We start from the raw sequence: 14,828 nt of genomic DNA, 5'->3' as shown, positions 1-14,828 counted from the left end.
GTTGGGGCTGAGCACTGACACATATAGCCTGGATGCAGCGAAGTGAAACTGGACTTTATTAAGCCTTGTCGTTTTGATTCCCTGCTGCCAGGTTAGAATTTTTAATCTACACGTCTAAATTGAATCGCTACATCAACATCTACACCTGGAGAAACATTTAACCTTCCTTTTGCACTGCCTGAATTTTTTGTGAAAATACCGTTTAAGTTACCAAATTCTGTTTTAATAGTAACCGCTCCATTAGCACAAACTCCCATCAGTTTTGTGGTATGATGATCAGGGCACAAAATACTTCCTGAACGTTTGTCTGCGCTGACCTCGATATTAAAATTCCCGGCACTATCCAGAGTGCTAACTGTTCCCGATCCATTATAGACACACTCAATTAACCAATTAGAAGCCTTACCTGATCCGATCCAATTTCCAGGAACATCGTCACAACTATTTGCACTAGAATAAAATGTAAAATCTGCATGCGATATAGTTGCAAAAGACAGTGCAGCAACAGTAAATCCAATGAGTAATTTTTGTTTCATTTTTCATCCTTAAAGAAATAAAGCCTAATACAAAACACCATCTGTTGTGACGGCGCAATGCGGGATTTATTATTACGTTATAAAACTACAAGTGCAATTGAAAGAAACCAGAATGAGAAAATAAATTCCAAACCCTTTATTTTGCAAGAGCAAATTGCCCATTTAGCCAATGGTAGCAATTATGAGAAAGGATTGAAATTTTTCATTGGTAGCAGAAGTTGTTCCATTTTTTTCAGGTGGTAAATTTAATTATGTATGGTGTAAGTATTTGAAAATTCTTTGAATTATTTTATCTTTATATGTTGAACTTAGTTTGCTGTTTCACAAAGTTCTATTTAACTACAACATAAAAAGGAGTTTCAATGAAAAAATTATGGCAATTTCTACTACTCAATTTTGTGAGTATACTGCTTAGCTCTTTCGTCTTTGCCCATGGGGTAATTGAGAGCCCCGCTTCAAGACAACAGTTTTGCGGCGTTGAAAGTAAGCCTGATGAAATATACAAAGATAAAATGACTCATGAAGAATGCCGTCCGATGATGACTAAAAGTGATGGTAGCCTGGATAACAGCATTTATAACTTTATGGCCGTACTCACCCATACAACTGGGCGGTCAACTAAACCTATTTCCGAACTACCTGCTAATGTATGTGGTTTTAATTCGGAGTCTTGGCAAGGTGGAAAAACACCATGGGATCGCGCACTGAATTGGCCAACGGTTCCCATGAGTAGCGGACAGCAGGAATTTGTGTGGAATATTTCCTGGGGTAACCATTTTGGTGATACTGAAGAATTTGTTTATTGGATAACCAAACCGGATTTCAGATTTGATCCGAATAAAGAACTTAGCTGGGATGATTTTGAAACAACACCATTTTGCCATTTAAGTTACAATGATCAAAACCCTAACGCAAATCCCAATGTGATTCCCGATAAGGTGAATAATAAATTTGTTACCCTGTGTAACGTCCCAGCCAGAGAGAGTAGAGCCGTAATCTATGGAGAGTGGGGTCGTAATAAATGGACTTATGAACGTTTCCATTCGTGTATCGATGTAAGCTTTAATGATAATCCCCCGCCGCCGGTGGACATCAAAGCGGTGATTCAAAAGCTCCCTACACAAATCTCCGGCGCGGAAGAACTAGAGCTTGATGGCAGTCAATCAATTGGTTCTGATTTAAGTTATACATGGTCAATTGATGCCGATGATTTATCCCCTTATACATTAACTAATAGCAACAGTGCAAAAGCCCATTTATCTCTTGCTAATCTAAGAGCTCAGCAACCTGTAACCATCAATCTTACAGTAACAAAAAATGACTTACGCTCGCAAACGAGTCTAATGTTTATCCACTCGCCTGCGATAACCTCCTCCTGGCAGCTAGTAGGCAACGCTATCGTATCTGAAACATTAAAATCAGGAGATAAGATCCAGCTAAGGTTAATCGATAACAACGGAAAAGATTATTTCTTACCTTCCGAACCTCTTGTATTAGATAGTGAGTCCGCCAAACCGGAAAACATTGCTTATACGTTGGCGCAAGTCATAAATATGGGCAACAACTTCTCCGTTAAGATTGGTATATTAGATACCAATGGAAAGGTGGAACCTGGGCGCAACCTGAATAATAAAATTTATGCTCCAGTTACAAGTATTATTAAGAATGCCTATATTTATGTCGTACCTAGTAATAATCCCGTAGAAACGTGCACTATAGAGCGCCAAAGTGGCTCCAGTGCATATTGGATGGGATACAATATCTACGTCGATAAAGCCCCCTTTATTTTAGACTTTAGTTCAATTAACATTGATTTAACCCAAATTAATGTCTCTCCAGGGGTGTTTAGCGAGGTGAGTGCTATAAATAACCATCAGTTATTAGTCAAAATCAAACCATTTTGGGTGACTAAAACAGTCCCAGGTTATATGGGTTTTACCCCCAAGAGTGGAAGTTACCCTCCATTCGATAACCCACTTCCTGCAAGTTGCCAATCTGATACCAATTAAGCGCAATCTAATAATTTATGACACACAACATTGTGTGTCATAAAGCCTCTTTGTTCTGTTGCAAAATGATAAATGCTTTTTTAGGGGAGAATCCCATTCAATCTATGCATTAGAAGTTTGTGCACGAGGTGACGAGCATTCATAGACATACAGATACATAGGTTTGATCAATTTGTGGATTACCGGAATCATCTTATGATGAGACAATGTCGCTACTGATTGGCAATGATTAAAAAATCGTTCTGCACATTGCTTTGTATCTCTAAAATCAACATAAGAAATTTTATCAATTTTTCCTTTAGATAAAGCATCTAAAAAAGCTTCTCCCCAATATTGATATTGATTAATATCACCGCAAGGAATTGCATAGACAGGTTCACTGGGCATAAAGAAATTCAATGCAGCGGCATTAGCAAAATAACCTGTAACAACTGGCTGTCCTTTTTTTATAATTTCTGGCGTATTAATCGCTTTTTTTAGTACCGTATAAGCCCTGCCCTTTTTTAGATAGGTTGCGATTGGCCATGAATTAGCGAGAATCACAACGATACTAAAAGACAAAAAAAATGGATAAACGATCATAAAAAAGCGTTGATATTGGTATCGTGCAACATTAAATCCGGTGATTAAGGCAAGATTCATCCCAAGCGGGGTTAAGTAAACCGATCGGGCATCACCACCTAATAAAGTTGCAATAATCCAGAATAATAGCCCTATAAGCAATACCGCATAAGTCAGTTCCAAAACCGGGTTATCGGATAAATTCTTAGTTTGCCGATACTTGAACCACCCAAATGCAGCGACTAATAGAAAAACTGAATAATTAATAAATAATGAACCGAACAGTGCTAAGAGACTATGGGCTGCCGTAGTATTATTTTGAGTTTGACTGTGAAAATTTAATAAGTAAGTAATGGATATCCAATCGTGATTAACATTCCAATAAATAACAGGAGCAACCATGAGAATAATGACTAGGCTGGCAAGATAAAAATGTATACTTTTAAATAATTGTCTCTGTTTTGAAAAGACAACATACAGCAACAGCCCCATCACACTAATTACAGCTGTATATTTAGATAAAAGCATGGCGCCAATAAATAAAGCACAAAGATATAAATCAAGAATTCGCTTGGATGAAATATAACGGGCAAAATAATAAAAGGACAAAATAGTAAATAAATTCAATGGCGCATCATATAAAACACGAACAAAAATACTTTCTGTAGTAGTAGGCAAAGCAACCCACATCAGCGCACTAATTAATCCTGTTCGTTGATCATGCAAGAGGCAACCTATCCTGTATATATAATAGGCACCTGCAATTAAACACAAAAAACCAATAATATTAATTGAAAAAAATGTCTCACCAAAAATCGTGCGCGAAATATTGAAAAAATAAGCAATCATGGGCGGCCCATCAAAATAGGACCAAGCCAAGTGTTTTCCCCAAGCGTAATAATAAAAACTAGTGATGGTAGGAACAATAAAAAAAGTTGCAAGAAATAAAAAGCCAATATAAATAATGAGGAAAGGTTTTGTTGCTTTTTGATTCCACATAAATCACCAAGTTCCTTTTGCTATTTTAAACAATAAAAATCTCATTTAGATCTAGAGCATTATGAATATCAAGGTTTAATGTAATAACTTATTGGCCTGGATAATATCACAATAAACATTTAATACACACTGAAAGAAACCGTTATTTAACACTTTTTTTGTCTTTGTTTTGGGAGGTTACTGCAGCAGGATTGGGTAAAATCTCTATAACATGCGCCAGCCATTTTTTATTATCTGCTCTAATAATGGTATTAGTGCGTCCATAAATAAAATCGTTTAAATTGCAATGGATTAACGACTTCAATTTGCTGCCACACTTGATCTTAAAATAATTTCGGTCTTGAGTAAGTATTTGTATATGATGTTTGACCAGCAGTTTGCCAAAAGGAGTACTCGTATGCAGCACTTCTTCTATAACGCGCTTTGGGAGTTCATTAAAATTTATAGTGATAAAGGCAAGCTCAACCGCCAGCGCTTCATTTTTGGTTTGTGCAACATTCGGTTTATTTCGCGTTTTGTTGCTATCAACAAACATTATGATGGAACGTCTATAAGTATTGCTCGCTTGATCCTTATTTGCATATATTGTTTTTATAATAGCGTTACGCCCGTAATATTTTTCGATACTTTTTGTCATTAAAGATTGAGTTAATAACTCATTGTAAGGCTCAGGCAATTGAGTAGAGCTTACCTTAGCACCTATTTTATCGATTTCAGCCAATTTATTTATCTCTAGCTGAATTTCTTTAGACTCAGGAGCGCCCTTCACTGAAATGGCGATGAAGAGAATTATTATTATAAATGGAAAGAAAAGAAGTTTTTTAATCATCTTTATTAATAGTCTCATTTATTCTCACTTTAATATCGTGCTAGTCCTGATTTAAAAACGCATCGTTGATGATTTAATCAGTTAATTTATTCATTCTCAAACCATCTCCGTCGGGAAAAAAAGATAAAGTTGGATTCTGGTAAACAATTTCTGTATAAGAAAAACCTGAAACTTCTTGTTGATTGTAGTTCCCTGATATCTCGCAATACCCTTCCCAATAACCATGTTTTTCCTGCTCAGGAAAAGCTGCAACATTAGTAAATGACAGACCGATACTGGGTATATTAATCCGGTATGTAGTGGGATAAAGGATTGATAATTCGGAATCAAGCCAATAATCCTCTCGAATCACCTCCATCTCCTGATAAGAAATAAATCGTTTTTCTCCAGAAGGAAGAATGACATTGGCTAAACCACCGATTACATGGTTGCCATTAAAATTGAAAATAAGGAAAATATTAGCGACCATTCCATTATTTAGGCGTACGCCAAACCATTCCCAACCATTCGCATCCAGATTAAAATCTCCCCACTGGTGATCCATCCAAGAATCACCGGGGTTTTGGGTAATTTGATAAGTCTTGTTATTCAGTTTAAGAGTACCTGTTGTTTTAAAATGAGGTATAGAATAATAATAGGAGTTGGTGTCATCAGCCATGGGCATCAGTCCATTCTCATTGATCAAAAAAAACGGAGCATTGGGTTCCAAAATTAAATTGAATTTTAAAACCGTATTATTTTGCCGACCCTCTGCTTTCAACAAATAGACCTCTTTCCCCTGCTGAACCTTCTTTTGTAAGCTATAATCATTTTTTAAAGTAATATTTAATGTATCCGTAGCAAATTTACCTTCATTAAGGAAATAGTCTTTAGCAACCCCATAGCCTATTTTGTTGTCCAAATCTGCAAGCTGCATATGCAGCATGGGTTGTGTATAAACACGCCCTTTTACATTAATCGCCGAGTTAAACAAAGCCACATCAAAACTTAAATGCCTGCCCTCATCAGTCACCAACTTGCCATTGAAATACCACCATTCAATGAGGCGATCAAATGAATAAGGTATATTTTGATAATGGGCTGCTTCATCTCTAGGAAAGTCGAGGGGAAAATAAGGTAAATTGGCATGAGCCATTGAAGCAGAAGCAAAAAATCCAATTAACATCCATTTTATACCACGCATTATTATTCCTTTTTAAATTTCAGGTCGCTTTTTTTAGGTGCGACGATATTATAGGAAGTTAGTGTGGATTAGCAACCGTGAATATTCTGTTTTGGAGATTAACGGTATTTTTTTAGGGGAAGATTATAGTTAAAGCGATTCCGCAGCCAAGGCTGCGGAATTCGAGCTTACATTTGATAGCAGCGAACTGATTCGTTACGTTCTTCGTCTGACTCTTCATCTGACTCTTCGTAATTTTTTTGATTTTTTGATTCACTTACTTTTTCATTCTCTTGCTCTACTGACTCTTCTTGTTTTTCTTCAGTTTGAGCCTCTTGACTAACATCTTCTTTCAGCTCGTTTTCATCTTCTAAAGCGTTCAGGAGTGATGCAATTTGAAGAATAGGCAACATCTCTGCGGGTAACATATGCATATGGCCCTGTGGACAAACAAAAAGAACCATACGTTGGACTCTAGGAGCAAAACCAAATAATGTATTGGGATTTCTTGGGGGTTGTGGGCTTTGTTGTTCTTGTGCGGTTTGTTGCTCTGCAGTTTCTTCTTCACTGTGTTGAGAAGATTCTTCTTCGCTATATTGAGAACCATCTTCCAGGCTTTCTTCTACGCTTTCCTGAGAACTTTCCAAGTTTTTTTCTTCTTCAGTTTTTCTTTCAACTTTAGGTGAGCCTGGCGGTGTTTGAGGCATAATCATTGCTCCTTAAAAATTAAAATTAATTAAAAATCCGATAATAAAGTACCTCTCGAAAAGAGTTCGTTTTGTTACGACTATGTCTTTTCAGGGAGCAAGTTTACAGTTAATTTACAAATTTTGGTAGTGCAAATGTACAATTTAATTTATTTTTTTCATCATTTTTTAAAATGATCCATTTCTAATCTAAAAACCATGTAATGCACTGATTTTGATTTTCTGTGCCCCAATGCTCGCATACTTCATGTATGCTGCGCTTCAGTACTCGAAAAATCAGACCATTTTGACTTAATCTAGCGAAATGCAAACAAACCTAATCGAAGCATAAATTTATTTTAATTCATATGAATATGGGATATATATTTAAAATTGCGCAATTCAAACAGAATAATGAGAGCCCTTCATGAACGCATACAAGCAATTAGAACAGCATTTTAAAAAATATTATGATTTTGAAAATTTGGCAGCAATTGTTTCCTGGGATGAGGCATCGATGATGCCCGTTGGTGGAGGCAAAGCTCGGGCAGAAGCTTTGGCTACGTTAAGTGCTGTTCAACATGATTGGTTAACCAATAGAAAAGTAGGCGACTTGCTAAACCAAGCAAAAGATATTGAAGGTTTATCATTATGGCAGCGAAAAAATTTATACTGGATGGAAAAAGAATATTTGCAGGCAAGCTGTATTCCCGTAAATTTAGTTGAAGAATTTACTAATGAATCCTTAATTTGTGGTCAGGCATGGCGAGAATTACGCGCAAAAAATGATTGGAAATCGTTTAAGCCTTACCTGGAAAAATTATTCGAAAAAGTAAAAACAATTGCGGAGATTAAATCACAAACATTTGGCAAGTCCCCTCTGGATGTTTTAATTGATGAGTATTCTCCAGATTTAGATTGTAAGACGATTACTCCAATTTTCAATTCTTTAAAAGATGAATTACCAAGACTGATCCCCAGGATTATTGAAAAGCAAAAAACACGACAAACAAAAACAATTACAGGAACGTTTCCAATAGAAAAGCAAAAACAATTGGGAATGGAAATAATGTCGCGTCTTGGTTTTGATTTTAATCATGGCCGATTGGATGTGAGCCATCACCCCTTCTGTGGCGGTATTTCAAGTGACGTGCGTATTACAACACGCTACAACGAACATGAATTTTTATCTTCCTTAATGGCAATTACCCATGAAACAGGTCATGCCCTATATGAACAAGGCTTATCAAAAGAATGGAGTACACAACCAGTGGGTCATTCCTTAGGAATGGCAGTTCATGAGAGTCAGTCCTTATTTATTGAAATGCAGATTTGCAGAAGTCTGGAATACCTCCATTTTCTGGTCCCTATTGCCCAAAAATATTTCAAAGGTGTAGAAAATATAACTGAAGAAAATATTTTTTATCATTTCACCAAAGTACAGCCCGGATTAATTCGTGTTGATGCCGACGAAGTAACCTATCCCTTACATGTGATACTTCGTTACGAAATAGAGCAGAAACTTTTTGCTTCCGAGATTAATATTGCTGACTTACCCGAAATTTGGGATTTATCCATGCAAAAATATTTAGGATTATCAACAAAAGGTAATGATAAAAATGGGGTGATGCAAGATGTACATTGGCCCTCAGGAATTTTTGGATACTTTCCTGCCTATACCTTCGGAGCATTAATTGCTGCTCAGTTATTCTCGGCAGTAAAAAAATCAATTCCTGGTATTAAAGAGCAGTTAAAACATGGTGATTTCAAACCTTTGTTACTTTGGCTAAGGGAAAATATTCATCAAAAAGGAAGGCTATTAACCTATCCTGAGTTATTACATCTGGCAACTGGTGAAACATTAAATCCCGACTACTATTTTGCACATGTAAAAAAGCGATATTTATAAATCCAAGGTTGGATCACAAACATGAATAAACGTAAGATACAAAATAGTGCCGTTATTGCAGCTGCTGTAGGCGCTGCACTCGTTTCTTTACATACAAATACCGATTGGCTGTCTGAAAAGGGCCAGACTGGAGAATTTGAACGATGTTATCACATAGTTCGCGCAGGTAAAAATGACTGTGCAACATCGAAACACTCTTGTGCCGCCCAAGCAACAACGGACAGCGATCCAGAAGAATACATTATGTTACCTAAAGGACTGTGTGAACGCATCGCAGGAGGAATAAGTGCTTAATTATACCCAATTGCCGCCTCGTATCAAAAATGAAATAAAGATACAGCAGTATCAAAGCGAATTGCTAGTAGGAGGAGTACAATTAGGGGTAATCATTTTGTTTATGGTCATAAACTGTTTCACTCCGGTGGGTTATACACCGAATGCACCAGTACATTCCACCACTCTGGGCCTCTCATTATTTACTATTCTCATATTAACGCGATTATGGTTTGCTTATACGAATCAATTAACACCTCTAGTACTCGGATTATTTGTAATCACAGAAATGTTCTTGTTGCTGTTTATTATCTGGACTTACTACTTACAATATGAAACTTCCCCGACGATTAATTTAAAAAATACACACATTAATTATGCTTACATTTTAATCACACTGCGCGCATTGCGCTTCGAACCAGAATGGGTATTACTCTCAGGTTTTAGTGCAGTAATAGGCTGGAGCCTTATCATTTGGCAAACTTTATCCAGCGCCGGCATGAATGTTATCACTTGGGATTATGTAACCTATGCCTCAACACGCAGTGTCTATTTAGGTGCTGTATTTGATGTACTTTTGTCTATTTTATTAGTCACTATTGTTTTGGCGTTAGTACTCCAGCGTGCCCAAAAGACGCTTTGCCAAGCAGTAGAACAAACCAGCGCAGCCAAAGATCTGGCGCGTTTTTTTGATATAGGTGTTGCTCAAAAAATTACACGCTCTGAGTCCGTGCTCCAAGCAGGATATGGTGAAACACGACAAGCAGCTATTTTGTTTACGGACATGCGCGGCTTTACTAAAGCATCAAAAACACTTTCGCCAAGCAATTTAATCAGATTACTGGGAGATTATCAGCGCTTACTCGTTCCTATTATTCAAAAACATAATGGGACCATAGATAAGTTTATGGGCGATGGCATCATGGCAAGTTTTGGTGCGGTAACTCCTTCAGATACTTATGCAGCGGATGCTTTAAGAACAGTAGATGAAATTCTTTCTATACTGCCCGTATGGAATGAAACACGTAAAAAAAATGGAGAGATTGTTATCGATGTCGGCATAGGACTTGCGTGTGGCGAAATTGTTTTTGGAGTGATAGGTAACGCAGACCGACTTGAATATACAGTGATTGGAGAAACTGCAAACCTGGCTGCTAAATTGGAGAAGCACAATAAAAAAGAGCATTCAAAAGCATTAACTGCTGTCTCCACTCTAACAGAAGCACTGAAACAAAATTATAAAAATGAAACACCAAAAATCGAACGTAAATCCAGACTGGTAGTGGGAGTAGAGAGCCCTATGGACTTACTAGTTTTAGGTGAGTAATGAACTCTCTTACTTAAATGAATTAATAATAGTATATTCCCGCTGAGATGAGTTATTTATAACTTTGGCTCCCCCGTTTTTCACGGGAGAGAACACAATTTTCTTAACTCAGATGATTTCCGGAACTCTTCACCAGTTTTATAAATTGCTGCAGCTCGCAGGTAGCCCCGCCACATGCCGGAACTGAAACAGGATTTCCATTGTACGTGATGTTTACCAGATAATAATTTGCATCACGTTCATAAAGTGAGAAATTGAGATTTGAAGCATAAGGTGGTGCGATTTCCAAAGGAGCGCCCAAAAAGCTCAGCGCACTAGCTATAGTAGTATCATGTGCTGATAGCAAAACATATTTAAGCTTGGATTTTTTCTGGCTGCCGCTATTGAGATAATTAGCAATATTGGTCATGAGCTTGGTGCTGTAAGCCGTTGCTACTGGATGTGGTCTTTCCTGCGCCATAAAAGCCCAATTACTGGCACTAATAATTGTTTCCACATCTTGGGTACTCAATCCAACTGGCATCGGTGCGTTATGTAGTTGATGAATGTATAAAGTATCACCAAGTAATTCAAGATCAACCAAGTTCTTAATTTGCACACCTGTCAAAGCACTCCACAGAGGATACTTATCCTTGAGTGCATTATTTTTTTCTTGCCATTCTTTGGTTGAATACACATACTGTTCCATCAATTTTGCCCGTTCTGCAGAGCTTACTTGTTGAATGATCACCTCATCATATTTAGACGGTGCGCTAAAAATAGGGATGGGTTGAAAAGCATGGGGTAAAGCAGGAAGAGACGGCTCTGAAGTATTTGGCCCCGTTCCAGGAGGATATAATCCCATTAATAATGACTCGGCACTCATAAGCGTACGCTCATAATCCGTAGAACGGACATACATTGTTCCTTGTTCGTAATGTTCAGCCAATAAATGTGCCTGCTCAATGTATTTTTTACGGAACTCCATGCCCATTTTATATTCTTGCTGCATCCCCTCAGCAGTTAACTGGCCAGGCCCCTCCTGCCATTGATAATTTACAGCTGAAAGAGGAACAATAGGTGTTCTGTCCCCATGCCGAATGATATCAACAGCAAAAATAAGGGTATCGTCTGCAAACAAAAGCGACGGCACACTCAATAAAAGTGCAAAGCTTAAGCGAAATTTGTAGCCCATTTATTATACTCCTTGCTAAGAATGTATTAACTATGATGTCTTTGTAAATGCCCATCAAAAGTCGGCTCTGCACTATGATGAGTATGAATGCAAAAATCAAGATACCAGACTCGATTTATAAATTTTTGATAATTTGTCCATAGCACCACGTCCTGAGACTTGTTCGCAGGATCCAGAACATCGAGAATAAGGACTGATTAACTAGATCGATTATGGATTCCGCGAACAAGTCCTGTACGATCCCCACAAAATTCAAAGAAAGACTGTAGTGGGGGTCTGTGTTGTGGCATTTAGCTCAGAGAGTAGAGGTAATAAATTTTGAAACTGTTTTACTTTGAGAGAGATTCCTTTTTTGAGAGCTTCGCGCCCTAAATAGACCAGGGATAAAATGTTGGTGAATTTTGAAGAGTGAGCCTGAAAGGAAGATGCATATCCTTTACGCTTGGTAAAAATGCCAGCAAGCCAACAAGCAAAAGTAGAGATAGCAGCAATAAGCAGTAATATGCTCATTCTTTGAGGAGAACGAGAAAGACTTTCTTTCAATCCAAACCCATAACGAGTACATTTTGTATCACGAAAATTTTCTTCTATTTGCATGCGTTGCCGATAAATATTCACAGCGTATTCAGCGGTGTTTGTTGAGGTCAATGAAGTGACCAATAACCAAGGCTCACGATGAGCTCTAGCATATCGTTTACTCATTGCATCACGCCTACCTTTCTTGTATTCACTCTATGACGACCTTTAGAGAGGCCTTTATAGAGTATAAAGTGAGCAGGGATTTGTTCTTTCTCTGTAAGAAGGCCCTGCCCCAAGTAGTTAGGTTTGGCTGTGGCTTGTTCATAATAGATATGACTTAATTGCCAAGTTGCTGTAGCCTCTAAATATATCGCATTCTTATGGCGTAATCGGCCTAAAAAATCCCAATCAAGCGCTCGAACATAGGAAAACCAAGGCGCTCTAAATCCCGCATCGGTAACAATAATAGGTTGTACAGAGCTCGGTAAAATAGCTTTTAGATTATTTAAAAATTCTTTATGAGTTTGATGGTTATTTTGTTTTTTCTGTGGATGACATTCTTCGTAAATCACAATCGAGCGTCCTTGCATCGACAAGGAGGCTCTCAATAAATAGAGTTTAGTCTGCGAACATATACAGCTCCAATCAACATGAATCCAGGGGCGTCTTTGTGCTGCTAGTAGATAATGACTCATTGTCCTATAAAATTCAATCGCTTCTTTTTGTAATCGCGTATTCCCTAATAAGCGGTCTATCCTTTTTATATTGCTGCGAGTCTTAACTTTAGTATGAGGCAAATGACGGCCAAGCGATGTCAGCGTTAATTTATTTACCTTAATTAACGTCGATGAAGCCATGATTAAATTGTGTAAGCGTGATTTATGAATAAAAGGTAATTCTTTTGCTAATGTTTTGTGTAATAATTGCATCAGGTGCATGACGTCGATCTCTTATTGTTGTGGAACTCTATTGGATCATAATCCGTCATGCACTTTCAATACCATTATTCCTATATTTCAATACCTTAAACCAAATTTTTTTGTCTATCTCTCAGGAACAAGTCGCGGAAGGTAGGAAAGGTAAGACAAATTGTCAACGCACCTATTTTATTTTTCTGGAAAAATTCCCACATCTGTGTAAAAGTAATTTGGTTGTATTTAAATGAAACAACTATAAAAGCCAGGAGTTAAAGTGAAGGGACTGAAATATATTTTTTTATTGGTCGGTATCTGGCTAATATGGGAACCTGCTTTTACCGCAACCCAATCATCAAATACTACACTTCAGATTATTACTCCGAAACAATCATTCACGCTAACCAACCCTGAGTTATTATCTCATCCGGATCTAACCCAAGTTACTATTAACAATGATAGAGCCTATCCAAACAAAATCATGCACCACAAAGTAATCCCTTTATGCAAACTGCTCGCCCTCTTTCACATCAGACAACACGACCTCATCGAATTCATAGCTCATGATAATTTTCATGTCTATGTACCGGCTGTTAAAATCATGGATTGCAGTAAAAATGCATCCATCGCGATGTTGGCTATAGAGCCTGCATCAAAATGGCCAATAATTGATAATCATACGGGACTTACTGCCGGGCCTTATGAAATTATTTGGCTTTATCCTGAACGCTCTTATATATCAAATGAATATTGGGCATGGAGCGTCATTACAATAAAAATTATTCGAAAACTCAATTATCAACACGTTCTCGCTCCTCCCGAAACAACAAATTCCGCCATTGCCAATGGATACAAAATTTATGTTAGTCATTGTGAAGGGTGTCACATGATAAATCATATTGGGAAAAGTAAAATTGGTCCGGATTTGAATTGTCCGAAAAACCCATTAGATTATTATCCTAACATAACCCAATTAAAAAAATTTATACGCGATCCTAAATCAGTCCGCTCGCTTCCACGAGGAAGGATGAGTGGTTCAGATAAACAATCTTTATCTGACAATGATCTGGATGATTTGGTTCAGTTCTTTACTTATATGAATATGAAAAAACAATGTTAGTTGACAACCCGTTTCTAACAAACTAGAGTTTTAATATGCATAGGATGGATAAACAGCATGAAGCTTATCAGGCATATTGTTTTTATAACCCTATTGTTCAACAGTCTCTTCGCTTACTGCGATAAACTCATTATAGGTGTTTTAAACTTTGCTCCTCCTTTTTCATCAGCAGATACGAACAATCACTATTTTGGTTTCAGTATCGACCTGGTAAATGAAATATGTAAACGCATTAATGCAACATGTATCTACAAAGCAATTGATTTGAACTCACAATTCAAAGATTTAAATGATGGTGTTATAGATATTACTCTCTTACCAAGTCCTATTCCCTCAACTACACCAGAAGACTACGTATTCAGTCTGCCTTATATAACCAGTAAAGGACAATTTGTTGCATTAAAAAGTTCAGATATCAACTCAATAGAGGATATTAAAGACAAAAAAATTGGTGCGCTTCAAGTCACTACGTTCCAATATAATATTCTCCCTAATTATACGTCCAAAGAAAATATTAAAACATATCCTCAAGTTACGTCATTAATACAAGCTGTAAGCCATCATGAGGTTGATGCCGCTTTAATGAATGAAAATGTTGCTAAATATCTATTACTCAACAAAACTTTAGATGGTTTTCAACTTGTAGGACAACCTATTATTACAGGAAATGGATATGGAATAATCGCGCTTAAAAAGAATGCCCCTATAATTGATAAAATTAATAAAACTTTACTACAAATAGAAGCCGATGGAACTTATTTGGCTCTTTATAATAAATATTTTGGTAAATAGGTCTAGCACCAAAGATAT

At 37.2% G+C, this 14,828-nt stretch carries 14 protein-coding genes; 6 read left to right on the top strand and 8 right to left on the bottom strand.

All coding sequences use genetic code 11. The annotated features are described in order from the left end of the window. Nucleotides 1–101 precede the first annotated feature (101 nt). A complete protein-coding gene (locus tag DY223_RS06010; RefSeq protein ID WP_058459073.1) occupies nt 102–536 on the bottom strand; it encodes a hypothetical protein in 435 nt (144 codons plus the stop codon). Between the two features lie 362 nt (nt 537–898). On the opposite strand from DY223_RS06010, the gene DY223_RS06000 reads away from it, so the two are divergent. Further along, nucleotides 899–2,545: a lytic polysaccharide monooxygenase gene (locus tag DY223_RS06000; protein ID WP_058459071.1), complete on the top strand. Its 1,647-nt coding sequence runs from the start codon at nt 899–901 to the stop codon at nt 2,543–2,545. Between the two features lie 102 nt (nt 2,546–2,647). Here DY223_RS06000 and DY223_RS05995 read toward each other — a convergent pair whose 3' ends face one another. The 4 genes from DY223_RS05995 to DY223_RS05980 all read right to left on the bottom strand — a co-directional run bounded on the left by DY223_RS05995 (nt 2,648) and on the right by DY223_RS05980 (nt 6,803). Beyond that, nucleotides 2,648–4,105: an ArnT family glycosyltransferase gene (locus tag DY223_RS05995; RefSeq protein WP_058459070.1), complete on the bottom strand. Its 1,458-nt coding sequence runs from the start codon at nt 4,103–4,105 to the stop codon at nt 2,648–2,650. Between the two features lie 142 nt (nt 4,106–4,247). Further along, entirely contained in the window at nt 4,248–4,952 is a 705-nt protein-coding gene (locus DY223_RS05990) for a hypothetical protein (protein WP_058459069.1), read from the bottom strand. 55 nt (nt 4,953–5,007) lie between these two features. Then, entirely contained in the window at nt 5,008–6,117 is a 1,110-nt protein-coding gene (locus DY223_RS05985) for a lipocalin-like domain-containing protein (RefSeq protein ID WP_058459068.1), read from the bottom strand. 167 nt (nt 6,118–6,284) lie between these two features. Further along, nucleotides 6,285–6,803 (bottom strand): hypothetical protein, encoded by a 519-nt coding sequence (locus DY223_RS05980; RefSeq protein WP_058459067.1) that lies wholly within the window; start codon nt 6,801–6,803, stop codon nt 6,285–6,287. 406 nt (nt 6,804–7,209) lie between these two features. Here DY223_RS05980 and DY223_RS05975 point away from each other — a divergent pair, with 406 nt between their 5' ends. The 3 genes from DY223_RS05975 to DY223_RS05965 are packed head-to-tail and all read left to right on the top strand — an operon-like array spanning nt 7,210 to nt 10,291. Further along, nucleotides 7,210–8,691 carry a carboxypeptidase M32 gene (locus tag DY223_RS05975; protein ID WP_058459066.1) on the top strand — a complete coding sequence of 494 codons (1,482 nt, stop codon included), beginning with the start codon at nt 7,210–7,212 and terminating at the stop codon, nt 8,689–8,691. A gap of 21 nt (nt 8,692–8,712) precedes the next feature. Then, nucleotides 8,713–8,985, top strand: coding sequence for a BufA1 family periplasmic bufferin-type metallophore (locus tag DY223_RS05970; RefSeq protein WP_058459065.1), 273 nt, complete (start codon nt 8,713–8,715; stop codon nt 8,983–8,985). Continuing rightward, nucleotides 8,978–10,291, top strand: a complete 1,314-nt coding sequence (locus tag DY223_RS05965; RefSeq protein WP_058459064.1) for an adenylate/guanylate cyclase domain-containing protein — start codon at nt 8,978–8,980, stop codon at nt 10,289–10,291. Before DY223_RS05970 ends, DY223_RS05965 begins: the two co-directional genes overlap by 8 nt. 103 nt (nt 10,292–10,394) lie before the next feature. Here the strand turns inward: DY223_RS05965 and DY223_RS05960 are convergent, their stop codons facing one another. From DY223_RS05960 to DY223_RS05950, 3 genes are all read right to left on the bottom strand, one after another. Beyond that, nucleotides 10,395–11,465, bottom strand: a complete 1,071-nt coding sequence (locus DY223_RS05960; protein ID WP_058459063.1) for a histidine phosphatase family protein — start codon at nt 11,463–11,465, stop codon at nt 10,395–10,397. A 252-nt stretch (nt 11,466–11,717) separates the two neighbouring features. Next, on the bottom strand, nt 11,718–12,167 hold the full coding sequence (locus DY223_RS05955; RefSeq protein WP_058460248.1) for a hypothetical protein: 450 nt from the start codon (nt 12,165–12,167) through the stop codon (nt 11,718–11,720). Further along, the gene (locus DY223_RS05950) at nt 12,164–12,913 is read right to left on the bottom strand and encodes an IS4 family transposase (RefSeq protein WP_160116276.1); all 750 of its coding nucleotides are present in this window, start codon (nt 12,911–12,913) and stop codon (nt 12,164–12,166) included. The genes DY223_RS05955 and DY223_RS05950 overlap by 4 nt, the downstream gene beginning before the upstream one ends. Nucleotides 12,914–13,175: 262 nt before the next feature. Here DY223_RS05950 and DY223_RS05945 point away from each other — a divergent pair, with 262 nt between their 5' ends. Together DY223_RS05945 and DY223_RS05940 are read left to right on the top strand one after the other, a co-directional pair. After that, complete coding sequence (locus DY223_RS05945) at nt 13,176–14,018, top strand: c-type cytochrome (RefSeq protein WP_058461052.1); 843 nt, start codon at nt 13,176–13,178, stop codon at nt 14,016–14,018. A 57-nt stretch (nt 14,019–14,075) separates the two neighbouring features. Beyond that, complete coding sequence (locus DY223_RS05940) at nt 14,076–14,810, top strand: transporter substrate-binding domain-containing protein (protein WP_064115111.1); 735 nt, start codon at nt 14,076–14,078, stop codon at nt 14,808–14,810. The last annotated feature ends 18 nt before the right edge of the window (nt 14,811–14,828 follow it).

The sequence above is a fragment of the Legionella bozemanae genome (genome assembly GCF_900450575.1).
Taxonomy (GTDB): Bacteria; Pseudomonadota; Gammaproteobacteria; order Legionellales; family Legionellaceae; genus Legionella; species Legionella bozemanae.
The sequence above is the reverse complement of the archived record's forward strand: the minus strand, read 5'-3'. Positions and strand labels throughout refer to the sequence as shown.